Genomic DNA, 24,098 nt, shown 5'->3' with positions numbered 1-24,098 from the left:
TTATGAAGCGAATTAGCATTATCGGGGCGAGTATTGTTGCGTCATCAATTATGGTCACAACAGTTTCGGCTAATGAAGGATTAAAACCGTTATCACTAACTGAAAACGTCACTTCGGCAATGGTTGTCGATGCTACAACTGGACAGATTTTAGCAACAAAGAATGTTAACAAACAGGGACCGATTGCATCGCAATCAAAAATGCTTACGGCTTATGCTGTTTTGCGTGGTATACATGAAGGTAAAATCAAATGGACAGATCAAGTACCTATTACTAAAAAATCAGATTTATCGCGTGAAGATGGGCATTTATTTTCACATTTGGCAGTTAAAGCGGGTGACAAATTAACTGTACGTGAGCTATATAATGCGGTTTTCGCTATGTCCGCAAATGATGCCTCATTTGCATTAGGTGAATATATGACGCCAAAGGGTATGTCAACCCAAGAGGCTTTACAAATGTGGGCCAAAGAGCTTCATTTAACAGGCTCTAAATGGTACAATGCTGCGGGTCAAGTTAATAGTAATGCCTTCGAGAATCAAATCAAGACAGCACCTGCAGATGCTGCAAACATGGCAAGTGCTGAACAATTGGCAATCATGGCACGTGAAATACTAACACTTGATCCAAGTATTCGTGAGCTTGCAAAACTAGACTATATTACCTATCATTTAACACCAAGCTATGTTGTGAAGGAGCCAACCGACCAGTCAGTGTTACGAAATGAACATTTAGCCAAAATATCAAATCCTAATAACCTCGTTTTTGAAGGATTGAAGACTGGATCGACACCGGAATCTGGTGCAGCATTTACAGGTATCATCAAAGACACAAATGGACATGAATTTATTACTGTTGTTAATGGCGCTGGTGATTATATGGATGAGGTGCAGCGTTATCAAATTACGTTGAATATAGTGAATGATGTTTTAGCAGAAAAAGTGCCCATCAGTTATCAAAAAAATAGTACCTTACCAAGCAATTCAACATTAAATTTGAAAAGTATGAAAAAAAATCATATGCCTGTTACCATTGCTAAAACAAAAACTTTTTGGGCAGACAAGAAAACAGATTTAAGTATTAAAACAACAGTTAAATCTATAAAAAGTAAAAATATAAAAAAAGGCCAAATTGTTGGTAGTGCTAATATTACTTCACCAGATATATCTTATTTACCAAACACGAGTTCGGAGAATAAAAGCATAATGCTAGTTGCCAAACAGTCCACAACACGAGCTAATTGGTTTGTACGATCTTGGCGTGCTATTTTCCAATAAACGTTTTTTAGTTTTATAGCTGTTCAAATAAGGTGAATTGTGTTATCATATTGGTATAGACCAAATCGGTATAGACCAATATATGGAGCGTGATTATGAATATTATAAAAGTTAAAGATTCAGCAGAAGGCGCACAACAGGCGTTTCAAATTTACAAAGACATTCTTTCTCATGGACAAGCAAAGGTTTTAGGACTGGCAACAGGTTCAACGCCGATTGCACTGTATAATCAGTTGGTTGAAAGTGATTTAGATTTCTCAAACATTGTTTCAGTCAATTTGGATGAGTATTTAGGTTTGTCTGGTAATGACTCACAAAGTTATCGTTATTTTATGAACCAGCATCTATTTAACAAAAAACCATTTAAACATAGTTATGTACCTGATGGTTTGCGTGCGGATCATAATGCAGCGGCTAAAGAATATGATGACATTATTACTGATCATCCAATTGATTTACAATTACTTGGCATTGGTCGTAATGGTCATATTGGTTTTAATGAACCAGGAACATCATTTGAATCAACTACTCATGTTGTCAATTTAACACAATCAACTATAGATGCAAATGCGCGTTTTTTTGATAATGAATCAGATGTCCCTACACAAGCCATTTCAATGGGTATTGCTTCAGTCATGTCAGCTAAAAAGATTTTATTACTTGCATTTGGAGCAGATAAAGCTGATGCGATAGCAGCAACGGTAAACGGTCCAGTAACAGAAGATGTACCAGCTTCTATATTACAAAACCATGAAGACGTTACAATTATTATTGATGACGCAGCAGCATCGAAATTGTGATAGAATAAGGTTGTAAGCGCTTAACAATATATGAGGAGGAATGTGTTCAGTTGTTCGTTTGAGACAAGTGAACACGCTATTAATACTATGGCACACATCACATTTGATACAAAGAACATCGAAAATTTCGTGGCTGACCATGAATTTTCCGAAATGCAACCACTAATTACAATGGCTGATCAACAACTACGTAATCGTACAGGAGCTGGTGCAGAATATTCTGATTGGGTAACTTTACCAACTGATTATGACAAAAAGGAATTTTCTCGGATTCAAGAAGCAGCTAAAAAGATACAACAAGAATCAAAAATTTTGGTTGTTATTGGTATTGGTGGTTCGTATCTTGGAGCTAAAATGGCCGTTGATTTTCTTAACCCAATGTTTAATAATGAATTGGCTGACGAACAACGTCAAGGTGTTAAAATATATTTTGCCGGTAACTCAACCTCTGCTTCATATTTAAACGATTTGGTACGTGTCATTGGTGATCAGGACTTCTCAGTTAATATTATTTCAAAATCTGGTACCACAACTGAACCATCAATAGCATTTCGTGTTTTCAAACAGCTACTTGAGAAAAAGTATGGTGCAGATAATGCTAAAAAGCGTATTTATGCAACAACTGACGCAAAACATGGTGCATTGCATGATGAAGCAGAGATCGAGGGTTACGAAACGTTTACGATACCTGATGGTGTTGGTGGCCGTTTCTCTGTACTGACTGCTGTTGGTTTGTTGCCAATCGCAGCATCTGGTGCCAACATTCAAGATTTGATGACTGGTGCTAAAGACGCACAAGAAGAATATTCGGAATCAGATATTACAAAAAACGAAGCTTATAAGTATGCCGCTGCTCGTCGTATCTTGTATGATAAGGGCTATACAACAGAATTACTTATTAACTGGGAACCATCTATGCAGTATTTATCAGAGTGGTGGAAGCAATTAATGGGTGAATCTGAAGGTAAAAACCAAAAGGGCATCTACCCATCATCAGCGAACTTCTCGACAGATTTGCATTCACTTGGACAATATATTCAAGAAGGTCGTCGTGACTTATTTGAAACGGTTGTCAAACTTGACGAACCAGTATCAAATTTGGACTTACCACATGAAGCAGGAAACAATGACGGCTTGCAATATTTGGAGGGTATCACAATTGATGAGGTTAATACAAAAGCATCTCAAGGTGTGACATTAGCTCACATAGATGGCGGTGTTCCTAACCTAGCGGTACATTTACCAGCACAAGATGCCTATTCATTAGGTTATCTCGTTTATTTCTTCGAAATGGCTGTTGGTGCTTCTGGTTACACATTCGGTATCAATCCATTCAACCAACCTGGTGTTGAAGCTTATAAGACGGCAATGTTTGCATTGTTAGGCAAGCCTGGTTATGAAGAAGCAACAAAAAAGTTCAGTGCAAGATTAACTAAGTAGTCCAATTATTATAATATACAAAAAACATTCAAAGAAATTTGAATGTTTTTTTGTGTATTTATGGTGCAGTGGACGTATTATATCTTGTAGTTTAGAAAGGTTGTAGCGATGAACAAAATTTTAGCGGAAGCAATAACGCAAAGAACTAATGATATCTATATATTACCAACAATTGAAGGGAAATATGTTATTAAATTTCATGTTGATGGACAATCTACTGTATTTAAAAATATCAGTGAAGAAGAAGCACAACTTATGATATCAGCTATTAAGTATCGTGCAAAAATGAATATTTCAGAACGTCGGAGACCACAGCTGGGAAGATTTCAATACACCGGAATATGGATTAGAGTATCTTCTGTTGGTGATTTTTTGAATAGAGAAACAATAGTGTTACGTATGATATATCAACAGCAGGGAGAACAACAATGGTTGGCACCAAATCAATTTGAACAATTATACGCACTACTGCCTAATTCAGGCCTATTTTTAGTTTCAGGACCAACAGGATCAGGAAAAACAACAACACTGTATCGTTTATTAAATAAAGTTTCTGAAAATAAATTGGTACTCACGATAGAGGATCCAGTAGAGATTCAACAACCTAATTTTGTGCAACTACAGGTTAATGAGGATGCAGAGATATTTTATGATGATTTAATTAAAGTAGCGTTACGTCATCGACCTGAGGTGCTATTAGTAGGAGAAATAAGAGACGGAAAAACGGCACGAGCCGCTATTCAGGCTGCGTTGAGTGGACATTTAGTATTGAGTACAGTGCACGCAATGTCTGCGCGTGACGTCATTTTGAGACTACAGGATCTTGGTGTCGAGAAAACAAAGATTGCTACCGCATTGTCTGGTGTTGCCTATCAGCGTTTGGTGCCCACATGTGATAATCAACAAGCTGCCGTGATAGATTTGTTTGACAGCGATGATATTAATAACACATTAGATGGCAATCCCGTACCTAAATTTTCAAAAAAGTGGCAGGAGGTTTTAGATGATGCCGTTTCAAACAATCAAATTTCTCAGAAAACGTACCAAACATATCAAGCGCTTTAATACTTATGAACAGGTATTGTTTTTTCAAGAATTAGGTGAATTATTGCAGTCAGGTTATAGTATTTCACAAAGTTTAGATATATTGGCCAGCGCACACATCAAATGGCAAAGTTGGTTATCTTCTGTTATAGAACAATTGCGTCAGGGGCAACCGTTACATAGCATTCTTAAACAAGATGTCAATAATCAAATTTTGTTACAGTTAAAACTAGCTGATCAGCATGGTAATTTATCTGAGACATTAGTGGCAATTGGAAAGAGCCTAGCTAATCTTCAGCAGCAACAAAACAAAGTGAAGCAAGTTATGCGGTATCCACTTATTTTATTAGGCATTTTAGGTGCTATGTTGATAGATCTCAAATATTTCTTATATCCGATTTTAAATCAATGGCAAGATAATCCTTTGACTAATCATAGGGCATATTATTTATATTTCTACTTGTTTGCTGGCAGTATCATTTTTTCTCTAGGAATAGTGAGTATCATGTGGATTAGAAAAAATGCCCGTCAAAAACTATTATTATTAGCCAAAATACCTGTTTTTGGAACTATTATAAGAACAATCGTCACATATCAGGTGACGCAACAGTTGGCAATCTTACTTGCTAGCGGGTTAACCATACCTGAAATATTAGATGAAATCAGTCAGGAAAAGCTGGTTGATGGTCGCACAACGTTTATGATTGCTAATCATGCACGTCAAAGTCTTCAAAAGGGTTATACAATCGAAAGCTATATTTTGGAACAGCCTTATCTTAATAAATCTTTAGCGGGATATTTTTCTCGTGGTCATGAACCAAAAGTGTTAGCAAAATATTTATCTTATTATGCGAAAACACAGTTTCAATTACTTATGCAACAGACAGATCGTTTAATTGGCGTGATTCAACCACTGTTTTTTGGTGTGATTGGTATCGCAATTGTTAGTTTATACGTGTCTATGTTGTTACCTATGTACAAATCTATTGGAGGATTATATCAATGAAAAACATCAACAAAAAACGTCAGGCTTTTACTTTAATTGAGGCCGCAATTGTCCTATTTATAATTAGTTTGCTCATGCTACTTATTTTGCCTAATCTAAACGCACAACGTCAAAGAGCGGTTGAAACACATGCAACAGCTATGGTATCTACAGTACAAACTCAGATTGATTTATATGTTAACGAACATCCCGAGGCACAATCGGTAACAATAAATGATTTAGTTACAGGTGATTATTTGACACCAAAGCAGGCTCAAAAAATTAAAGATTTAAACATTACAGTTGCAAATAATGAAGCGCACAAATAAGGCATTTACGCTATTAGAATCATTGATTGTGCTCACTATTGTGGCAATGATGTTATTAATTAGTTTCACACTGCGTCCTAATCAGAACCAGATAAATCAGTGGGAACCAGCTTTCAAAAATCAATGGCAGCGTACACGCTTAACAGCACAACAAACGCAAAAAAACATCATCGTTAATTTTGATAAAGATGGTATTGTGTTTGATCGTGAAAAATTTAAATATCCAAGAACATATCAAAACACTGTGCCTAAACAATTAACCATTTTGAAGACAGGCTATGTTGCGCCAACAACAGTGACACTGAAGAGTGGTAGGAAAACAATTAAGTTGATTTTTAGTTTAGGAGGAGGAGATTACCGTGTTGAAAAATCAACAATCGGCTTTTGTTTTAGCAGAAGCATTAATGTCGTTAATACTGATTAGTTTAGCAGTAGCTTTTGAGTATGAACAAGTTCAAAGTTTTCAGAGGCAGGATGCACAATTAAAAAAACAATTTCAAAATACACTGAAAGAACGGGAAATTGCATTACAATCATGGCATGATTATGTTGAGAAATAAACGTGCCTTTACATTATTAGAATCTTTGGTGGCACTATTAGTTACGGGTCTGGTGCTAACACTTGTTCAGCTTAGTATACCGCTGTTAAAAAGCCATACAGAATCGTCATTAGATATTAAAATGTTTACAATAAGTCATCAAATTGAAACTCAAAAATACAGTTTTATATCAGCTGATAAACATCGCGTCAGCTTGAAAAGTCGTGATGGAAAGTTGATGCATTTAGAGGTCTACAAAAATAAATTACAATTGTCTGCCAATGGTGCAGGACAGATCATTCTTGCACAGAATATTAATGAATTAAACGTAACAGACAAAGTTAGTCATTTACAATTGGAATTAGTTGATCAAGATGCACAACGAGCAAACAGTATACTCTATCTTAGAAGTGAGAAGAAACATGATTAAAAGGAAAAAAGCATCAATATTGGTGTCAACTTTAATGTTCTTTGCTGTGCTTAGTGGTGTTTTTATTTTTCAAAATATGGCGTTGAATTCACAATTAACCTCTAGATCACAAATGATTACGTTAACAAAAATTGATAAAATTCAATTAGAAGCAAGCTTAAATTATCATAAAAATAACCAAAAAATTTATCAACATACTGATTTTAAAGTCACTGTTAAAAATGATAGTATGACCATTAACTTTGGAAATAATATGTATACACGAGAGTTACTTATGAAAACACCTTGAAAATCATAAAAAAACAAGCTAGAATAAGGCTATGACACAAGAAAAAATAGCAGAATATTTTGATGCACTGACAATAAGTGCCAACGAACTAGCACAAGATGCAGACATGAGTATGACTGATGCATTAATTGAGGTGCTTGAAAACATTTATAGGGGCGATGTCCAACATGAGTTGGGCAAACCTACCCCTGAAGTAACAGCGCATATACAAAATATGATAGCTAACTTCAATTGGCATGAAATGCCTCGAACAGATTTGCGAAAAACGTTACAACTGGCTATTTTAAAGGCTAGTCGTGATGATAAAGTATCAGCTAATCATCAATTAACACCAGATGGTATTGGTTATTTATTAGCTGATTTTATTTCGCAAACAGCTGATTTAACAGACGGTGATACAATTATTGACTTGACGGTTGGGACTGGTAACTTACTTAATACGGTTAATGATGTTTTATTAATGAATGATGTGAAAGTCAAACAAATAGGTATTGATAATGACGATATGCAACTTGCACTGGCATCTGCTACAGATGCACTCTTAAATTCTGGGGCAACGGAATTATTTCAAGAAGATGTTGTGTCATTAAAAGATGTTCCTAAAGCTAAAGTCGTTATTGCAGATTTACCAGTTGGCTATTATCCACTAGACCCTGGAAATACTTATGATACACGTGTCAGTGAAGGACGTTCGTTTGTACATCATTTGTTAATTGAAAAGAGCTTAGATTTTTTAACTGATGAGGGTTGGGCTTATTTAATTGTACCGGCAAATGTTCTAACCGGTGATAATGCTAAAAGTTTATTAAAGTTTGTTGCAAAAAAAGCACAACTCAAGGCTTTCCTACAGTTACCAACTGAATTTTTCAAAGATCAACGTGCGGCCAAGGCTATTCTTGTACTTCGTAAGAATGGGATAGGTAGCAAGAGTGAGGTATTGATGGGACAATACCCGACTTTGAAAAATATTGATGCGTTAAAAAGTTTTTTGCAAGATATTCAAGATTGGGTTAAACTGGACAAAGAACAGGATGAAGCGTGATTTTGTAAGCATGGGCAAAAATTATGATGCTTCGATGAGATTTGTTTCGAGTAATAATACTATTTGCTGTGCTTATTAAAACGTTTAAGAAAGACAGGTAAAAAGTAAATCATGGCTAAGACAATGGCTGTTAATGTGGGTAGTTCATCATTAAAATTCCAATTATTGGAAATGCCAGCAGAACGTGTAATTGCAAATGGTGTCATCGAACGAATTGGTATGGATGATGCTATTGTGACAATCAAGTATGGTGAACAACGATCAGCAGAACAATTGGCTGTTCATTCAGAAGATAATGCACATGTTACGCATACCAAAAATGGTAAAAAGTACGAAAATATACTCGCAATTAAGGATCACCAACAGGCAATTAATTTTGTACTACAACAGCTAACTACTTTAGATATTATTCAAGACTTTAACGAAATTACAGGAGTCGGACATCGTGTTGTTGCTGGTGGCGAATGGTTTAATCATTCGGTTGTTGTGACTGATTCAGTGTTGGAAAAAATTGATCGTTTGTCTGATTATGCACCGTTACATAATCCTGCTAATGCCATGGGTATACGTGCTTTCCAAAAGCTGTTGCCAAACGCCTTATCTGTAGCTGTTTTTGATACATCATTTCACCAAACAATGCCAAAAGAAAATTACTTATACTCACTACCTTATCAATATTACACACGATACGGTGCGCGTAAATATGGTGCTCATGGTATATCCCATCATTATGTGTCACAGCGTGCAGCAGTAATGATGAATAGAAATCTTAGTGAACTTAAATTAATTACTCTACACATGGGTGCTGGGGTTTCAATTACAGCGATTGAAGATGGTAAATCTATTGATACATCAATGGGATTTTCACCGTTATCAGGTGTAACAATGGCTACACGTTCAGGTGATGTAGATCCATCATTGGTATACTATATTCAAGAGCATGAAGGCTTATCAAATGATGATATGGTAAACATATTAAACAAAAAGTCCGGTTTACTAGGAATATCAACTATATCTTCAGACATGCGTGATTTATTGGATGTGCAGGATACTAATGATCATGCACAACTTGCAGTCAAAATTTTTGTTAATCGTATTGTTAAGTATATTGGCCAATACATTGCTGAAATGGGCGGTGTTGATGCGATTATATTTACAGCTGGTATTGGAGAAAATTCAATTCCTGTTCGTCAAATGATTATTGAAAGATTAAGTTATTTTGGCATTGAACTAGATGTTGAGGCTAATAATGTTCGCGGGCAAGAGGTTGAAATTTCAACAGCAGCATCACGTGTGAAAGCATTACTAATCCCAACAAATGAAGAACTGATGATTGCACGAGAAGTAGAGTCTTTGAAATGATATTTTAATCTCTTAGTCAACAAAATATGATAAAATGTAAAAAGACGACTAGTGTGTTATATGCTAGTCGCTTTATTATATTAAGCTAAATTTTAGAGGTTAGAACCATGGAATCCAGAAAAGAAAAACATCAACATGAAATTAAAGCTGCTGAGTCGTTAGACGCAGCACATGTTGCCTCATTAAATAATCACAATAAGCAACCAAATGGTAAGCGCAAAAAGAGACGTGGGACAAGAAATCGGTTCATTGCTGCTATATTGGCTATTATTTTAGTCATTGGTATTGTATTTACTGTGAGAACGTTGTTTGGTGATAAAAATGCAGCATTAGACCCTAATGATACAACATTTAAAACTGTTAAGATTGCTCAAGGATCTACTGCGTCGCAAATGGGGCAAATATTACAAGACAAAAAAATAATTAAAAGTAGTAAGAATTTTTATAAGTACGCGATGTCTCAGGGTGCTGAAAAGTTACAAGCAGGTACATACCAGCTGTCTCCATCACAAACTATCCAGTTAATTTTTGAACAAATGGCTAGTGGACCAAGTGCTGAACCAAAGTTACCTAAAGGCTATGTGTTGGTATCAGTAGGATTAACAGCTGATCAGGTTGCACAGCGTATTTCTAACGAAGTCAAAGGTGTATCTGCTCAGGAAATAACAACGGCTTTTGATGATAAAACACTGATTAATAAAATGCAGAAAAAATATCCTGATTTGTTACGTGGCGTTGAGAGTTCAAATACGAAAACGGGTAAATTATTGGATTATGTTTATCCCCAAGCATTTGATGTTACTAAGGATAAAACGGCAAATGACATCGTTACCACATTATTAGATCAATCAAATGATACGATGAAACCTTACTATGATGTCTTGCGAAAAAATGGGCTAGCAACACCTAGTGTTATGGCTTTACTTGCGACTTCTGGTAAAGCCGAATTTGAACGTCGGTTGGCGTTTGTACAAAAAATCGCACCATATGCACAAGAGTTATCAAAAAAATATGGTCTCTTAGCTTCAGTATCAATTGCACAGGCCGCTCATGAGTCTAATTGGGATAATTCACAATTGTCTTCAAAATATAATAACTTTTATGGTGTTAAAACACAAGATGAAACACCTGGGAAGTCAATTGTTCTGGATACGACAGAATATGTAGATGGCAAACCAGAGACTCAAAAGGCACGTTTTGCAATTTATGATAGCTGGAAAGATAGTATGCGAGAGCATGCCGAAACCATTGTCAATGGTAATACGTGGAATCCGGATCAATTTAAGGATGTCATTGCTGCTAAAAACTATAAGCAAGCAGCGAAGGCGCTTTATGATAATCATTATGCAACTGATGTAAATTATACAAAGTTATTAATCAATGTCATTGAAACATGGAATATGCAACGTTACGATAAATAAGTGGTATTTTCTAATAATAATAGTAAAAGCGCTAAATGTAATAGAAAAAACATTTGGTGCTTTTTTCTATGCAAAATGTTATTATTTTTGAAAACGTTTACAAAAATTAATAATATCTTGTGTAAACGTTTTCATTCATGTACAATAGTCTTTGTTAATAAATTGTCATGTGATCATCACATGTTGAGAAATAAGGAGTCGTAACATTATGAATTTAGCAATTCTATTGGCGTTAGTACCAGCGTTAGCGTGGGGATCAGTTGGTCTCGTTAATACAAAAGTTGGTGGAACAGCCGGTCAACAAACATTGGGAATGACGTTTGGCGCGCTCATTTTTAGTTTGGCAACTATGCTTTTTTATGTGATGCCAGCACATGCTTATTTAGGACCTGAAATTTGGACCGTTGGTATTGTTTCTGGTTTGGTTTGGGCAGTTGGAACAGCCGGTCAATTTTTGGCAATTAAAGACTTGGGTGTCTCGTTAGCTATTCCATTGTCTACAGCGGGCCAGATTGTGACTAATGCTTTGATGGCAGCAGCTGTTTTAGGCGACTGGAAAACAGGGAAAATGTGGGCCATTGGCCTTGTATCAATTATTTCCGTGGTGATAGGTGCAACATTAATTTCAGCTCGTGATAGGGCCTCAAATTCAGGTATTACTGCGGAAACAAAAAAGAGAAGCATGACTAAAGGTTTAGTTTATTTGGTTATTTCGACTATGGGATTCATGATTTACTTTGTTTTACCAAACTTCTTAAACAAGATTCATTACATATCAGATGCCATAAAGAATAAAAATAATGGGATTGATTATATGACAGCTATCGTCGGCCCTCAGGCTGTTGGTCAAGTTATTGGTGCATTTTTGATTGTTGTGTTTGTCTTAAAGGAAGCAGACACAATGTTTGCCAAACCAACATGGAAAAATATTCTAACAGGACTTGTTTGGGGCGTTGGAAACATCTTTATGTTTATTTCAGCCGCTAACCCAGCAGTTGGTCAAACAGTTGCGACAACTTTTTCACAGTTAGGTATCATTGTAGCCACATTTGGTGGTATTTATATTCTAGGTGAAAAGAAATCAAGTTATCAAATGAAGCTTATTATTTTAGGGACAATTTTGGTTGTTGTTGGTGCCATTATTATTGGAAATATTAATAAATTTGCTTAAAAAACCAGAATGTATTTTCTGGTTTTTTTTATTACAAATTATAATAGGTATGACTTAACAGATATATAAGTTAATGTGAAGATAGATAGTTGGGTACAAAAAAAGACCAACTAATATCATAGTGGTCTCTTAGATGAAATAGCATAATATGCTATTTCATTTTTTGCAATGATTACTTTTCAACTTTTAAAATTTCAACCTCAATACTATCACCACTAGGTAGTGGAACAGTAACTTTGTTGCCGACCTTTTTTCCAAGTAATGCGACAGCCATAGCAGATTCATTGGAAATTTTACCGGTTGCTGGATTTGACTCTGTTGAGCCCACAATAGCATAGGTTTCAGGGTCACCGTCTGGTAACTCTTTAAATGTTACAGTTTTTCCAAGGGATACTTCATCTGCAGCAGTGGCATTAGGATCAATGATTTCAGCATTCTCAATCATTTTCTTAAGCGTTAGGATACGACCTTCAACAAAGGCTTGTTCATCTTTGGCTGATTGATATTCTGAATTTTCTGATAAGTCACCATACGAGCGTGCGATTTGGATTCTTGTTGTAATTTCTGGGCGTTGTTTTGTAATAAGATCTTCCAATTCAGCTTGAAGATTGTCACGTCCCTCAGCTGTCATTGGAAATACTTTTTCTTCTGACATAAAACAGATTCCTTTCAAGTTTGCAATTTACTGTAAATAATAAGCAAAATGAGCATATCATGCAGAACGTTTTCTTGCAAGTTTTTTTTGATGAGTGATTGTAAATAGCAGAACAAGTGCGCCCAATAGTGAGATGAGTAGACCGATAGAAAATAAAGGTGGCGTGTATTTGAATTGAATGGTATGTTTACCAGGCTTTGCTTTAATTGCGATAAAGTAATCTGCTACCTTGTATGGTAGCACTTTGTGACCATCTAATGTGACGTGCCATCCGGGTGAATCAGGAATTGTTGTCATTATCAGAGGTTGTTGTGTTGATGTTGTAATTTCCCCGGCAATGAAACGTTCGTTGCGCTTTGTTATTTTAAGAGGATTTTGCGCCAATGTTTTTTGATTGGCTTTAAATTGATTCATATTCACACGATAAAGGGTGAAATTATTTAACGTGAGTTGCGTAGTGTTTTTAAAGCGAATAGTGATGGTTTGTTGCTTATCTTTGGCATGTGTTACTAAATTAACCAATACAGTGTGTCGATAAGAACTAAATTGCGTTATAATTTTGCCATTAATCAGCAAATCAAAGTCTTTAATAGATAAGCTAGGTCCGATAGTGAGATAATAACTGTCATGAGTTGTCGGTGTGAATTGTAAATCTAGTTGTGCCTGGTTGTTTTTGTTCTTCTTTATGAGTGTTGCGCCTGTAATCGTGGTGGGTGCATTAACGTTATGGCCAATTGATTTTTGGAAGTTTTCCACGCTAACAGGTGATGTGAGATCACCTACTAATGATTGCCAAAGGTTACCTTGGTTTTCTAACGGATTATTGTTGAGCATTTTTGTTTTTAAGGCACTAGCACTAGCAGAAAATGCGACGGGTAGTGCGTAAGGATTTTCTAACACGCTAGTGCTATGATTGTTAGCCTTTAAGTTATAACGTGCTGTATCTGGTCGGTAGCCGATAAGATGTGTGCTAGGATCTCCAGGTTGCCCTTTGTCCTTGCCATTTGGAGTAATGACATATTTCATACCAAGTAGTGCATCTGATAATAAACTACCATTACTATAAACAACGTAATTATCACCATCAGGTTGACCAAAATTTCCAAAAAAATTGGGCGTTGTTTTGGGTAGGGCTGAGCTGAAATGTGAACCACTGTAGTAATCAAGCAACATAGCATCCCCACGAGTTCGTTGAAAAGTTTGTGCCACACGATACCATGATGAATCTTTTTTAAGTGTTGCATCAGCTGTTTGGAGCGATTTAACAGCAGTTTGATATTCTGTATTTGTGAGATAAGAGAACCGGTTAAGAGATAAAATAACATTAGCTGTCAATGCAATGGTTGTGATTAATAGTAAAATAGGTAAACTTATTTTTTGATGTCGGCCTAGCATAAATTGTGTCAACGTTAATAGGAAAAGGCCAACAAATATTGCAATACTTTTTTGGTCAATATAGGCAATTTTGGCGTTCAGTTTGGTAGCGTAAAGTGTAAAAGCAATCAAAATAGTTATCAGTACAAGAATTGTACTGGAATTTGGTCGCCAAGTCGGTTGCCATGCAAAGGCAGCTAAGTAAATGATAAAAAAACTGATGATGAAACTGAATCGATAAGGATACCAAACAGGATATTGAAAACCATGAAATAATAAGGTTAGTGGCGACCAAGTGGTTGCCAGAAATAAGAAGAAGAGAATACTTACACCACCAACCTTAACGGACCAATGTAATGTTTTTGTGGTAAAAAAGGCAGTTAATGTTACAAGAACAACTACTGAAATATAGAAGTTTGCTTGGCCGTTTTGCATTTGGTTAAAATCGAAACTACCAGGAATTAATTTTAATAGTAGTTTGAGTGGATCATTATCAAATCTCAATGACCAGTCTGAATTATACTGTGCTTTTCCTAGTTTTAATTGATAGTAGGTAGGAAAAATTAACCAAGCGCTTAGTGCAGCCGAAACAAAACTACCTATAATAAATTGTTTTAAAACTTGCCAACGGGGTTGTATTTGTTTTGGCCAACTTATACGCCAAAAAAAGTAAAGCACTAGGAAAATTACAATCATATATCCAATGTAATAGTTACTTATAATCGTTAGACTTAGTATGATTGTGTAAGGCCACCATGTCAGCGTTTTAAATAGGTGTTCAAGTTGCAAAATGAGAAAAGGTAATAGTATGGCTGCATCAAGCCATAACAAATTAAGATCATTAGCAATGAACCACCCAGATAGGGCATAATTAATAGCAAATAATGTAATGTAGTATCCTTGTTGGAACTTTAAACGTTGTAAAAGATAACCCATAGATAGGCCAGCTGCACCAAATTTTAAAATAGTAACGATTAAAATTGCGGATGGCAAATTGGTTATCGGTACAAATACATAAATTAAATTAAAAGGACTCATCAAATAATAGGCCCATTCACCAATCATATCACCACCTAACGCATTGCTAAAGGAATAAAAAAAACTACTTGGGTGGGATAATAGTGTATGCTTAAATGCAGCAAACTGATCAATGTATTGTTGGCCTAAATCAACTGTTAAGATAGAGTTTGTACCAAAAGGTGCCATGCCACGATAGATAAAATAGCCAAGCATGACTAGAAGTGGTAGCCAAAAACTTATAGCTAATGGTGAAATAAAAAGGTTTTTTTTGTTCATAATACTAATATAACAAATTTTAATGCTATTTTTAGCGGAAAAACTAGATTTGTGGTAATCTAATTAAGTAGTTTATTCATGGAATTGGAGTCACACATGCAACGCAACCCTTACTTAGAAGATCGTGATAAAAAAAATAACGCGAGTGCTAATTTGCCAGTACGTTTAAATATATTACTTGGTATTGCGCTAACGTTGATGATTGCTTTAATTGTTCAACTGGCTTTTTTGACGATTAAACAAGGCGCATATTATCAAAGTGAAGTAAACCGAAATGATGAAACCATTGAAAAGGGCAACGTACCACGCGGTATGTTTTATGATGCGACTGGTCGTCCAATTGTAGGAAATAAAGCTCAAGCTGCGATTACTTTTACGCGTGGTACAGCAGTGAGCGCGGTAGAAATGCGTGAAACAGCCATAAAGCTTGGCAAATTGATGACAATTGATACAAAGCGGCTCAGCAATCGTTCCAAGATAGATTTTTACTTGGCCAATCAAACTAACAATGAAAAAATAACTAAAATCATTACCAAAAAACATAAAAATGATAAATTAGCTTTGACACCTGAACAAATTAATACATATAAAGTTAAGTACGTGCAAAATTCTAATCTTGCAGACAACGTTGATAGTAACGCAGCGATGATATTCCAACGTATGAGTGGCGCTTATACACTTTCAACAACTTTCATAAAAGAATCTGATGTCAGTAATACAGAATTAGCTGAAATTGGCGAACGTTTAAGTGAATTTCCAGGAATTAAGTTGGGAACAAGTTGGTCACGTCAGTATCCTGAAGGTGAGGAGTTTAAATCATTAGTTGGTTCTGTCACCAATGAGGCGACAGGATTACCAGAGGACCGTTTACATACACTATTAGCGCAAGGTTATTCACAAAATGAGCCAGTCGGCAATTCCAGTCTTGAAAAAGATTATGAATCTATCTTAAAAGGATCTGCTTCACAAACAGTTGTCACAACTGGCAATAAAGGCGAAGTTAAGTCATCTCAAATAAAATATAATGGACAAGCGGGGGACAATGTTAAATTAACGATCAATGCGCGATTCCAAAATGCTGTTCAAAAAATTTTAGAAGATAATTTGCCTGGAGGAGATGTCGAGGGTGCTTACGCAACAGTTATTAATCCCTACACAGGTGGTATATACGCAATGGCTGGTGTTGATCGTGATAATCAAACAGGTCAGAAGACAGTCGATCCACTAGGAAATATGAATCATGCTATTGTCATGGGTTCTGTTGTAAAACCAGCTGTATTGGCAACAGGATTTCAGCACGGTGTGATTTCGCCAAGTAACACCGTATTAAATGATCAAGGTATCAAAATTCAGGGAACACCTCAGATTACATCATATTGGAATCAAGCAGGAACACCAATACCAATTGATGCAGGAACAGCCTTAGAACGTTCCTCTAACACGTATTTTGTGCAATTAGGTATGAAAATTGGTGGACAAACATATAGTCCAGGCGCTCCGTTGGGGTTGCGTTCTGATGCTTTTCAAACGTTACGTAATGGGTTAGGTCAGTTTGGTTTGGGGACCAAGACTGGTATTGATATTGATGGTGAAACGGCAGGATATCGTGGGCCCACAAACGGTGAGGCTCAGGGAAAGTATCTGTTTGAATCATTTGGACAGTATGATTCATATACAACGTTACAACTTGCTCGATATGTCTCGGCCATTGCCAATGGTGGTTATCTCGTAGCACCGCATATTGTTGGTTCTGTAACTCAGAGTCAACCAAACAGTGATAAACAAAAGACAGTATGGACTGCTACGCCAACGATTCAAGGGCAAGTGAAACTAAGCGCCGAGGAATGGCAAATCATTAAGGATGGTATGAATCGTGTCGCTAATGGGTCCGATCCTTGGAATACAGGTGGTGCGGACTTACACAAAGTAACACCACATGTATATGCTAAGACAGGGACTGCGGAAACCAAAACAAATGGGAATGATACATTTACAGAATCCATGGTTGCATATACACCAGGACAACCGTTCGCAGTAGCAATGGCTATTCCCGGTATGAACAGCTATTTGGATGGAACCAATGGTAAGATATCGGCAAAAATTATTGATGCCTACTGGCAATATGTTGAGGCAAAGCCAAAATAAAAAACTTGAACAGTTTAGTTCAAGTTTTTTATTTTGAAAGTTTTTCTGAAATGGCAACTGATTCTGCGACATAGGAATCAGGATTCAAAATGATTTGAGTAATAAATTCTGCAACACTAGTTCGTGATATTGGTCCGCCCACAATTTCTTCATCACGGTTGGTTTGAACATTAAGTGTTTGCATAATATTGTCATCAATCAGCTCGTTTGGACGAATAATAGTATAGTCAAGGGCAGATTGCTCGATACGAGCTACAGCAGCAGATTGATCACCCATATAAGTGTTTTCATTATCTGGCGTACCTAATAAATTTGACCACAAGCTACGTTTATCATTAGGTAGTTCATTGTGAACACCTATTGTGGCTACCCAAATTAGGCGTTTAACACCAACATGGTGCATGGCGTTAACGATGCTATTTGCGGCTGACTTTTGTCGTCCTTCAGCACCAATATTGGCATAGACAATGTCAATATCTGTTAATGCTTTGATTAAAGCGTCTTCATTAACGGCATCAAGTGCTTTAATACTTTTTTCTGGGCGAGCATGAAGTGAAGTGAGATTGAGTTGTGTGTCGGTATTAGCTAACATAGGAATTACAAGTTTTGCAATTTGACCATTAGCACCGAGAATTAATAGTTTTGTCATGCTTTTATTTTAGCACGAAACTGTAATAAGCGGTAAAATTGATGTAAGAACAGAAGAGGATATAAATGTCACTATCATACCAACAATTATTAACAGCGGTGCCTTTAGTCATGCGTGGCGGTAATGTGCCAAACATTATTGGTGAAGCGGGTATTGGTAAATCAGCTTTAGTACTAGATATTGCTAAAAATTTAAATGCTAAGCTTTTTACAACAGTCGTTTCATTATCAGAGAAAGGTGATTTGGCGATTCCAATCCCGCCATTAACAGATACATCTTTTTTGATGACTAAAAATTATGGCCAATTAGCTGATATCAAATTTGGATATACACATACATTGATTCAAATTATCCAACAAGCAGAACGTCATCCAAATCAACCAATTATCTGGTTTTTGGATGAATTTAATCGTGGGTCACAAGCAGCACAAGGAGAATTAATGAATTTGGTGTTACAACGTCAAATCAATGATTTAATTTTGCCAAGTAATGTTAAATTAGTGTTGGCTGAAAATCCCGATGATTCAATGACAGATTTTGAAGAGTCCAATTATGCCGTGCAATCATCAGATGCCGCAATTAAAGATCGTACGACCCGATTAGTGATGTCTGTGTCAGTTAGCGATTGGTTGAACTGGGCTAAAAAAGGAAACCAACGACAAAATATTCATGAACTTGTCTATCGTTTTATTGCTGAAAATGCCGAATTGCTTTATCCTGATACGCGAAGTATAGATCTTAATCCAACGCCGCGTGCGTGGCAACGTGTGTCAGATAACTTTTATGAGTTAGAACTATTACCTTCTAAAATTCAAAGCGAGTTGTTGTTTGACATTGTTGCCGGTGACTTGGGTCAGGCTGTGGCAACACAATTTGTTAGTTTTATACACGAAAAAACGGTAAGTTTGACAGCAATTGAGGTATTTGAATCAAAACCTGACGGTCCTCAAGTAGCAAAGCACATTTATGAACAATTTAATGCGATGTCTGAAATTCAAAAGTTAACAGTGATGAAAACCTTACTTTTAACAGCTGATATGACAGTAGATAACAATGCTGGCCGCTTTAGCCAGTTGTTGAACATGGTGTCTGCAGATGGGCAATATGCAATTGTTAAGCAAATGACTAGTGCGCCTATTTTGGATGACTTGTATGCCTCTGATGCGCATTATGCGAATGTTTTATACCAACAAATTATGGATATTGCGACACGATGAATAAAGTTGAAAGAGACAATTTAATTGTTGATGGCATTAAAACTTTGTTAGATGAGTCACCATTATATGGTAACATCATTATGAATTTATCTCGTGAGAGTAATTCAAAGTCTCTGAATGCATTATCATTAAAATGGCAAAATCATCGTTGGTTTCTAATCATTAATCCAGACTTATTAACAAAGCGTTTTGCCAATCATAGGCAAATTGCGCTGGCTTTAGCTCATGAAGCACTACATGTTATTTGGCAACATCCGTTACGTTATGCTGAACAACGTCAACAGATTAATCAAGCTGAGCTGATAGATTTAGGGACAGATCTTGCTGTTAATCAATATTTACCAGAAGCATTAGGAAAGTTACCCGGTGCAATAACGTTACAGACTATTTTTGATCTATACGGTAAACTTTTACCTGAATATGAAGATTCGTCAGTATATATTGATCACATGTCAACTCTTCTCAAAAAAAAATCAATACCTAGTGGAAATAATATTGATGGTCACGATGATTGGCAAAATATGAGTGGATCTGAAACTGAAGCTAAATCAGCACTTAACAGGGTGATTAAAAAAGCAGATGAGGATACAAAACGATCAGGTCGTGGTTTTTTACCAGGTGCTGTGCGTAGGCAAGTTGATGAAGTGAACCAGCCCAGACGCAACTGGCGTGCTATTTTACGTGTAGGTCTCAGTCAAGTACCAGATAAGAAACAAGATTCTCGGGCGAGATTCAATCGACGACAACCCTATAGATTAGATTTGGCGGGGGAAGTGAGTTCATTTAGTACGCAACTTGCTATTTTTATTGATAATTCGGCATCCATTTCAGATCAGGAAGCTGGGAAGATGATAGCCACAGTATTGCAAATAACCAAACAATTTGATGCGGATATGCATGTTTTTTCTTTTGATACACAGGTGCAGGAAGTTCAAAAAATCAATGACTGGTCTAGACATACAGGCGGTGGCACCACATTTCAAAGTATTTTTGATAAGTTAGCACAAGAAAAGTTTGATCCAGCCCGTACTGTTGTTGTGATTTTAACAGATGGTGACGGCGAAAAAAAGAAGTTGCAAACAAAATTTGGGCGTGTCTATTGGTTATTACCAAGGGGTAAAAAGTTAAGTATTAGTCAGCCTTTTGGTAAAATTGAGACGATGTAGCGCTAAGAGAGGAGTCAGGTAATCGTATTGAAGTGATACGTATTATCAGGTTAACTTAATGAATGAAAAATTAAATCCGAGTGAATTACGTAGTTTTATTGATAAAGATATGCGTTTTCAACGAGCAGAGGCGTTATTAACAAATCATTGGGAAACACTATTATTAAGTGAACATTGGGGAATGAATATGATAACATTGGCAGATATTACTTTTGCCAAAGTTTTGTTGCACCATCAGCTCGTTGCATCTGATATTGATTTCACTTCTTTTGCAGGTATCAATAAATTTATTATTGATAATCAATCACGCTTATCCGTAGATGTTGTAAAAAAACTTAAGGAGCCTTTTTTATGAAAATTAATTTAGTATTAGCGCCAGAACAATCATCGGCTGAACTACTAAGTTTGCAAGCCACACAGCCAAATAATTTTTTCTATCTTGGCAAAGAATCACAGTTAGCTGGTACAAATGTCTTGATTTTTGATGCACCAGAGTTGGTAAAAAACTTTAAACGTCCGATGTCATTTGATAGTTTGGTTGTGATGGCTAATCCAACAGGGACAGTTGTACATCAAATCGCTTTTCAGACTAAAGGACGTCAAGATGAGTTGATTACACAACTGGTACCAAAAAACGGAATTCTTGCACAAAATAGTAACGGCCACGCAGATTATATGCTATGGAGCTTTTGGCCTGATCATGAAGCATTAGCAACATTTTTAAATGGTGACATTTACAAGCAAATGAAAAATTTAATGAAAAATCCTTATACAACAAGTTATATTCATGTGACATCAGCAGAACAGTTATCGTTGTCACGACAAATGCGTGATTTTGATGATAAGTTATGGTGGGGTTAAGCAATTATTGTCTTGCATAAGCATTTTTTCTAAGTTACAATGAGTTCATAAACTAAATAAATATATCTGGGGTGCCTTTTGGCTGAGAAATACCCATCGAACCTGATCATGATAATGCATGCGAAGGGAGATACGTTCACGAAAATTAAATTTAAGCACTTTTTGATAACCGTTGACTGTTTTTTCCTACGTGAAAACCAGTCGACGGTTTTTTGTCTCGTCAGGCACTCAAAAACTATTGGTGTACCTTGGATATATTTTAACAAATATAGTAAATACCGGTATTTACACGAGGAGAATGAATTTATGAATCTATTGGAAATAAAAAACAAAAAGCCACTTGTATTTAATTATGCCAACTATGTTACACCACAGTTTGTGGCTAACGTGGTCAATGTCGTTGGTGGTTCGCCACTCATGGCACGTGAAATTGAAGAATTTCCAGACTTGGTTGCTGCAAGTGATGCTGTAGTGATTAATAGTGGTACTTGGCGTCGTGCAGAGTTACTTGAAACCATTAAACTTGCACAATTAGCGAATCATGCAGGTAAGGTTGTTGTTTTAGATCCTGTTGCTGTGGGTATACCATCAAGAAGTATACCAGTAACGGCTTTGATGGCTGATGCACAAGTGAATATTATTCGCGGTAATGCTGCTGAAATTGCCTGGTTTGCAGGCATCGAATTTTTGAGTCAAGGTATTGATGCGACAGGCAATGGGGATGTTAAAAAAATAGCAGCGTTGGCTGCTAAAAAAACTGGATCAATAATTGCTTTGAGTGGGAAAATAGACGTCGTTAGTGATGGTGACACAACAAAGGTGATACCAGTTGATGTGCCTTTACTGGCAACAAATGTTGGAACTGGTGATGGTTTATCAGCATTGATTGGGACTTACAATAGTGACGTTATTTCAATTGATAATACAGTGCGTGCAATGGCAACAATGAAATTGGCCGGTAAAAAAGCCAGTGAAAAAGTGACAACACCAGGTTTTTTTGTTAATCAACTACTAGATGAATTATATTTATTACAACAAGCAGAACTTGAAGACTTCATCAAGCGTGAGGTGAATCATGAGTAATGAGACACCACAAGTTTTGACGATTGCCGGCACAGATTCAAGTGGCGGTGCAGGCATATCAGCTGATTTGAAGACATTTATGTCTCAGGGTGTGTATGGTGCTAATGTTGTTGTATCAGTCACGGCACAAAACACGCGCGGTGTACAGGATGTTGCGATGCTGACACCTGATATTATTTTAAAACAGTTACAATCTATTGTTGCTGATTTAGATATTCGTGCTGTTAAGACCGGGATGTTAGGCGATCCTGAGACGGTCGGTGTTGTTGCAGACGCGTTAAAATCCTATAACTTTGGTAAATATGTGCTAGATCCAGTGATGATAGCAAAGGGTGGTGCAAAGTTATTAAATGATGATGCAATTTCAGCCTTAAAAAGACAACTTCTACCACTATCAGAACTGGTAACACCAAATATACCAGAGGCCGAAGTGTTAGCTGATATGGTGATTCATACACCAGAAGATATCGATCAAGCTGCCCAAAAACTACAAGTACTTGGTGCAAAAAATATCTTATTAAAAGGCGGACATGGAGAAGGCAATGATGTTTATGACTATGTGTTATTAGCTGATGGTCATCATTTTTGGTTGAAAAATAGTCGTGTTAAAACTGAAAGAACACATGGTACAGGTGATACGATTTCAGCTGCGATTACAGCACAATTATCATTGGGATTAGATATGAAAACAGCAATTATAAAATCAAAAGCCTATGTTGATGCGACTATTCGAAATGGTATTCAGGTGGGGCATGGTCATGGACCACTGAATCACTTAGCGATTGTATCGGCATTAAATCAGCCAGAGGTTTTAGATGAAATTTGATAAAAAAATGTTAACGCGATACTTTATATTAGGAACACAAGATGTTTCTGATGAAAAGAGTTTTTATTCTATTTTAGAACAAGCTTTACGTCATGGTATTACCTTATTTCAATATCGTGAGAAGGGTGTAGGATCTTTAACTGGGCAGGACAAAATAAACGTCGCGTATCGTGTCAGGAAGATGACCGCAGCATATCAAGTACCCCTTGTAATAGATGATGATATTGCGTTAGCGCATCTTGTTGCAGCTGACGGTGTACATTTTGGGCAAGGGGATGGCAGCGTTGAAGCAAATATTGCCGCCAGTAAAGGATTGTTTGTTGGTGTATCAGTTTCTACGCTAGAAGAATATAATCATATTGCGGAGTTTGAAGGGATTGATCATATTGGTGTTGGTCCAGTGTTTGAGACAACAAGCAAATTTGATGCAAATCCTGCTATAGGACTGATTGGCCTCAAAGAATTAGTTCAAAAAAGTAGGTGGCCAGTGGTGGCTATTGGAGGTATTGAGCGTGATAACCTGGCGGCTGTTGTAGCGACAAAGGTTGCTGGTGTGGCAGTCATCAGTATGATTAGTCAAAATAATGATATTAGTAATATATTACAGTATTGGCAGCAATTTTAATTGCTGTTTTTTTAGTTGAAAAACAATATTATATCCTGTATAGTATAGGTATAAACAATATGATAATAGAAA

At 36.5% G+C, this 24,098-nt stretch carries 25 protein-coding genes and 1 riboswitch; of the genes, 22 read left to right on the top strand and 3 right to left on the bottom strand.

Features of this window, described 5'->3' with window-relative positions; genetic code table 11:
- The first annotated feature begins 2 nt into the window (after positions 1-2).
- From K5Q13_RS08315 to K5Q13_RS08250, 14 genes are all read left to right on the top strand, one after another.
- Positions 3-1,277: a D-alanyl-D-alanine carboxypeptidase family protein gene (locus tag K5Q13_RS08315; protein ID WP_220741222.1), complete on the top strand. Its 1,275-nt coding sequence runs from the start codon at positions 3-5 to the stop codon at positions 1,275-1,277.
- Between the two features lie 95 nt (positions 1,278-1,372).
- Positions 1,373-2,077 (top strand): glucosamine-6-phosphate deaminase, encoded by a 705-nt coding sequence (nagB, locus tag K5Q13_RS08310; protein WP_220741221.1) that lies wholly within the window; start codon positions 1,373-1,375, stop codon positions 2,075-2,077.
- Between the two features lie 87 nt (positions 2,078-2,164).
- Positions 2,165-3,517, top strand: a complete 1,353-nt coding sequence (locus K5Q13_RS08305) for a glucose-6-phosphate isomerase (RefSeq protein ID WP_220741268.1) — start codon at positions 2,165-2,167, stop codon at positions 3,515-3,517.
- Between the two features lie 108 nt (positions 3,518-3,625).
- Positions 3,626-4,582 (top strand): competence type IV pilus ATPase ComGA, encoded by a 957-nt coding sequence (gene comGA, locus K5Q13_RS08300; RefSeq protein ID WP_220741220.1) that lies wholly within the window; start codon positions 3,626-3,628, stop codon positions 4,580-4,582.
- Complete coding sequence (locus K5Q13_RS08295; protein WP_220741267.1) at positions 4,524-5,567, top strand: type II secretion system F family protein; 1,044 nt, start codon at positions 4,524-4,526, stop codon at positions 5,565-5,567. The genes comGA and K5Q13_RS08295 overlap by 59 nt, the downstream gene beginning before the upstream one ends.
- Positions 5,564-5,875 carry a competence type IV pilus major pilin ComGC gene (gene comGC, locus K5Q13_RS08290; protein WP_220741219.1) on the top strand — a complete coding sequence of 104 codons (312 nt, stop codon included), beginning with the start codon at positions 5,564-5,566 and terminating at the stop codon, positions 5,873-5,875. Before K5Q13_RS08295 ends, comGC begins: the two co-directional genes overlap by 4 nt.
- Positions 5,859-6,299 (top strand): prepilin-type N-terminal cleavage/methylation domain-containing protein, encoded by a 441-nt coding sequence (locus K5Q13_RS08285; protein ID WP_220741218.1) that lies wholly within the window; start codon positions 5,859-5,861, stop codon positions 6,297-6,299. The genes comGC and K5Q13_RS08285 overlap by 17 nt, the downstream gene beginning before the upstream one ends.
- Positions 6,280-6,435 carry a hypothetical protein gene (locus K5Q13_RS08280; protein ID WP_246574228.1) on the top strand — a complete coding sequence of 52 codons (156 nt, stop codon included), beginning with the start codon at positions 6,280-6,282 and terminating at the stop codon, positions 6,433-6,435. The genes K5Q13_RS08285 and K5Q13_RS08280 overlap by 20 nt, the downstream gene beginning before the upstream one ends.
- Positions 6,422-6,844: a prepilin-type N-terminal cleavage/methylation domain-containing protein gene (locus tag K5Q13_RS08275; RefSeq protein ID WP_246574226.1), complete on the top strand. Its 423-nt coding sequence runs from the start codon at positions 6,422-6,424 to the stop codon at positions 6,842-6,844. The genes K5Q13_RS08280 and K5Q13_RS08275 overlap by 14 nt, the downstream gene beginning before the upstream one ends.
- Entirely contained in the window at positions 6,837-7,133 is a 297-nt protein-coding gene (locus tag K5Q13_RS08270; protein ID WP_220741216.1) for a hypothetical protein, read from the top strand. The genes K5Q13_RS08275 and K5Q13_RS08270 overlap by 8 nt, the downstream gene beginning before the upstream one ends.
- A 31-nt stretch (positions 7,134-7,164) precedes the next feature.
- Positions 7,165-8,175, top strand: coding sequence for a class I SAM-dependent methyltransferase (locus K5Q13_RS08265; RefSeq protein ID WP_220741215.1), 1,011 nt, complete (start codon positions 7,165-7,167; stop codon positions 8,173-8,175).
- A 111-nt stretch (positions 8,176-8,286) separates the two neighbouring features.
- On the top strand, positions 8,287-9,537 hold the full coding sequence (locus tag K5Q13_RS08260) for an acetate/propionate family kinase (RefSeq protein ID WP_220741214.1): 1,251 nt from the start codon (positions 8,287-8,289) through the stop codon (positions 9,535-9,537).
- A 107-nt stretch (positions 9,538-9,644) separates the two neighbouring features.
- The gene (locus K5Q13_RS08255; protein WP_220741213.1) at positions 9,645-10,958 is read left to right on the top strand and encodes an endolytic transglycosylase MltG; all 1,314 of its coding nucleotides are present in this window, start codon (positions 9,645-9,647) and stop codon (positions 10,956-10,958) included.
- Positions 10,959-11,166: 208 nt separating this feature from the next.
- A complete protein-coding gene (locus K5Q13_RS08250) occupies positions 11,167-12,129 on the top strand; it encodes a GRP family sugar transporter (RefSeq protein ID WP_220741212.1) in 963 nt (320 codons plus the stop codon).
- Between the two features lie 172 nt (positions 12,130-12,301).
- Here K5Q13_RS08250 and greA read toward each other — a convergent pair whose 3' ends face one another.
- Positions 12,302-12,784: a transcription elongation factor GreA gene (gene greA, locus K5Q13_RS08245; RefSeq protein ID WP_220741211.1), complete on the bottom strand. Its 483-nt coding sequence runs from the start codon at positions 12,782-12,784 to the stop codon at positions 12,302-12,304.
- Between the two features lie 57 nt (positions 12,785-12,841).
- Complete coding sequence (locus K5Q13_RS08240; protein ID WP_220741210.1) at positions 12,842-15,454, bottom strand: YfhO family protein; 2,613 nt, start codon at positions 15,452-15,454, stop codon at positions 12,842-12,844.
- A gap of 96 nt (positions 15,455-15,550) precedes the next feature.
- Between K5Q13_RS08240 and K5Q13_RS08235 the strand changes: the two genes are divergently transcribed.
- Entirely contained in the window at positions 15,551-17,599 is a 2,049-nt protein-coding gene (locus tag K5Q13_RS08235; protein WP_220741265.1) for a penicillin-binding transpeptidase domain-containing protein, read from the top strand.
- Positions 17,600-17,627: 28 nt separating this feature from the next.
- On the opposite strand, the gene K5Q13_RS08230 is transcribed toward K5Q13_RS08235, so the two are convergent.
- Positions 17,628-18,248, bottom strand: coding sequence for an NAD(P)H-binding protein (locus tag K5Q13_RS08230; protein ID WP_220741209.1), 621 nt, complete (start codon positions 18,246-18,248; stop codon positions 17,628-17,630).
- A 65-nt stretch (positions 18,249-18,313) separates the two neighbouring features.
- Between K5Q13_RS08230 and K5Q13_RS08225 the strand changes: the two genes are divergently transcribed.
- The 7 genes from K5Q13_RS08225 to thiE all read left to right on the top strand — a co-directional run bounded on the left by K5Q13_RS08225 (position 18,314) and on the right by thiE (position 24,026).
- Positions 18,314-19,465, top strand: a complete 1,152-nt coding sequence (locus K5Q13_RS08225; protein WP_220741208.1) for a P-loop NTPase family protein — start codon at positions 18,314-18,316, stop codon at positions 19,463-19,465.
- Positions 19,462-20,631 (top strand): vWA domain-containing protein, encoded by a 1,170-nt coding sequence (locus tag K5Q13_RS08220; RefSeq protein ID WP_220741207.1) that lies wholly within the window; start codon positions 19,462-19,464, stop codon positions 20,629-20,631. Before K5Q13_RS08225 ends, K5Q13_RS08220 begins: the two co-directional genes overlap by 4 nt.
- A 58-nt stretch (positions 20,632-20,689) precedes the next feature.
- Positions 20,690-20,986, top strand: coding sequence for a hypothetical protein (locus tag K5Q13_RS08215; RefSeq protein WP_220741206.1), 297 nt, complete (start codon positions 20,690-20,692; stop codon positions 20,984-20,986).
- Complete coding sequence (locus K5Q13_RS08210) at positions 20,983-21,492, top strand: hypothetical protein (protein ID WP_220741205.1); 510 nt, start codon at positions 20,983-20,985, stop codon at positions 21,490-21,492. The genes K5Q13_RS08215 and K5Q13_RS08210 overlap by 4 nt, the downstream gene beginning before the upstream one ends.
- Positions 21,493-21,549: 57 nt before the next feature.
- Positions 21,550-21,638, top strand: a riboswitch (TPP riboswitch).
- A gap of 160 nt (positions 21,639-21,798) precedes the next feature.
- A complete protein-coding gene (thiM, locus tag K5Q13_RS08205; RefSeq protein WP_220741204.1) occupies positions 21,799-22,575 on the top strand; it encodes a hydroxyethylthiazole kinase in 777 nt (258 codons plus the stop codon).
- Positions 22,568-23,401 (top strand): bifunctional hydroxymethylpyrimidine kinase/phosphomethylpyrimidine kinase, encoded by an 834-nt coding sequence (thiD, locus tag K5Q13_RS08200; RefSeq protein WP_220741203.1) that lies wholly within the window; start codon positions 22,568-22,570, stop codon positions 23,399-23,401. Before thiM ends, thiD begins: the two co-directional genes overlap by 8 nt.
- Positions 23,391-24,026: a thiamine phosphate synthase gene (thiE, locus tag K5Q13_RS08195; RefSeq protein WP_220741202.1), complete on the top strand. Its 636-nt coding sequence runs from the start codon at positions 23,391-23,393 to the stop codon at positions 24,024-24,026. Before thiD ends, thiE begins: the two co-directional genes overlap by 11 nt.
- The last annotated feature ends 72 nt before the right edge of the window (positions 24,027-24,098 follow it).

It is taken from the genome of Leuconostoc miyukkimchii (assembly GCF_019656055.1).
GTDB classification, from domain to species: Bacteria; Bacillota; Bacilli; order Lactobacillales; family Lactobacillaceae; genus Leuconostoc; species Leuconostoc miyukkimchii.
Note: the sequence above shows the minus strand (reverse complement) of the source record. Positions and strands in the feature narration are given on the sequence as shown.

Coding starts and splice junctions, on each gene's coding strand:
- K5Q13_RS08315 (WP_220741222.1), top strand. CDS start 3: ATGAAGCGAATTAGCATTATCGGGGCGAGTATTGTTGCGTCATCAATT.
- nagB (WP_220741221.1), top strand. CDS start 1,373: ATGAATATTATAAAAGTTAAAGATTCAGCAGAAGGCGCACAACAGGCG.
- K5Q13_RS08305 (WP_220741268.1), top strand. CDS start 2,165: ATGGCACACATCACATTTGATACAAAGAACATCGAAAATTTCGTGGCT.
- comGA (WP_220741220.1), top strand. CDS start 3,626: ATGAACAAAATTTTAGCGGAAGCAATAACGCAAAGAACTAATGATATC.
- K5Q13_RS08295 (WP_220741267.1), top strand. CDS start 4,524: ATGCCGTTTCAAACAATCAAATTTCTCAGAAAACGTACCAAACATATC.
- comGC (WP_220741219.1), top strand. CDS start 5,564: ATGAAAAACATCAACAAAAAACGTCAGGCTTTTACTTTAATTGAGGCC.
- K5Q13_RS08285 (WP_220741218.1), top strand. CDS start 5,859: ATGAAGCGCACAAATAAGGCATTTACGCTATTAGAATCATTGATTGTG.
- K5Q13_RS08280 (WP_246574228.1), top strand. CDS start 6,280: ATGTCGTTAATACTGATTAGTTTAGCAGTAGCTTTTGAGTATGAACAA.
- K5Q13_RS08275 (WP_246574226.1), top strand. CDS start 6,422: ATGTTGAGAAATAAACGTGCCTTTACATTATTAGAATCTTTGGTGGCA.
- K5Q13_RS08270 (WP_220741216.1), top strand. CDS start 6,837: ATGATTAAAAGGAAAAAAGCATCAATATTGGTGTCAACTTTAATGTTC.
- K5Q13_RS08265 (WP_220741215.1), top strand. CDS start 7,165: ATGACACAAGAAAAAATAGCAGAATATTTTGATGCACTGACAATAAGT.
- K5Q13_RS08260 (WP_220741214.1), top strand. CDS start 8,287: ATGGCTAAGACAATGGCTGTTAATGTGGGTAGTTCATCATTAAAATTC.
- K5Q13_RS08255 (WP_220741213.1), top strand. CDS start 9,645: ATGGAATCCAGAAAAGAAAAACATCAACATGAAATTAAAGCTGCTGAG.
- K5Q13_RS08250 (WP_220741212.1), top strand. CDS start 11,167: ATGAATTTAGCAATTCTATTGGCGTTAGTACCAGCGTTAGCGTGGGGA.
- greA (WP_220741211.1), bottom strand. CDS start 12,784: ATGTCAGAAGAAAAAGTATTTCCAATGACAGCTGAGGGACGTGACAAT.
- K5Q13_RS08240 (WP_220741210.1), bottom strand. CDS start 15,454: ATGAACAAAAAAAACCTTTTTATTTCACCATTAGCTATAAGTTTTTGG.
- K5Q13_RS08235 (WP_220741265.1), top strand. CDS start 15,551: ATGCAACGCAACCCTTACTTAGAAGATCGTGATAAAAAAAATAACGCG.
- K5Q13_RS08230 (WP_220741209.1), bottom strand. CDS start 18,248: ATGACAAAACTATTAATTCTCGGTGCTAATGGTCAAATTGCAAAACTT.
- K5Q13_RS08225 (WP_220741208.1), top strand. CDS start 18,314: ATGTCACTATCATACCAACAATTATTAACAGCGGTGCCTTTAGTCATG.
- K5Q13_RS08220 (WP_220741207.1), top strand. CDS start 19,462: ATGAATAAAGTTGAAAGAGACAATTTAATTGTTGATGGCATTAAAACT.
- K5Q13_RS08215 (WP_220741206.1), top strand. CDS start 20,690: ATGAATGAAAAATTAAATCCGAGTGAATTACGTAGTTTTATTGATAAA.
- K5Q13_RS08210 (WP_220741205.1), top strand. CDS start 20,983: ATGAAAATTAATTTAGTATTAGCGCCAGAACAATCATCGGCTGAACTA.
- thiM (WP_220741204.1), top strand. CDS start 21,799: ATGAATCTATTGGAAATAAAAAACAAAAAGCCACTTGTATTTAATTAT.
- thiD (WP_220741203.1), top strand. CDS start 22,568: ATGAGTAATGAGACACCACAAGTTTTGACGATTGCCGGCACAGATTCA.
- thiE (WP_220741202.1), top strand. CDS start 23,391: ATGAAATTTGATAAAAAAATGTTAACGCGATACTTTATATTAGGAACA.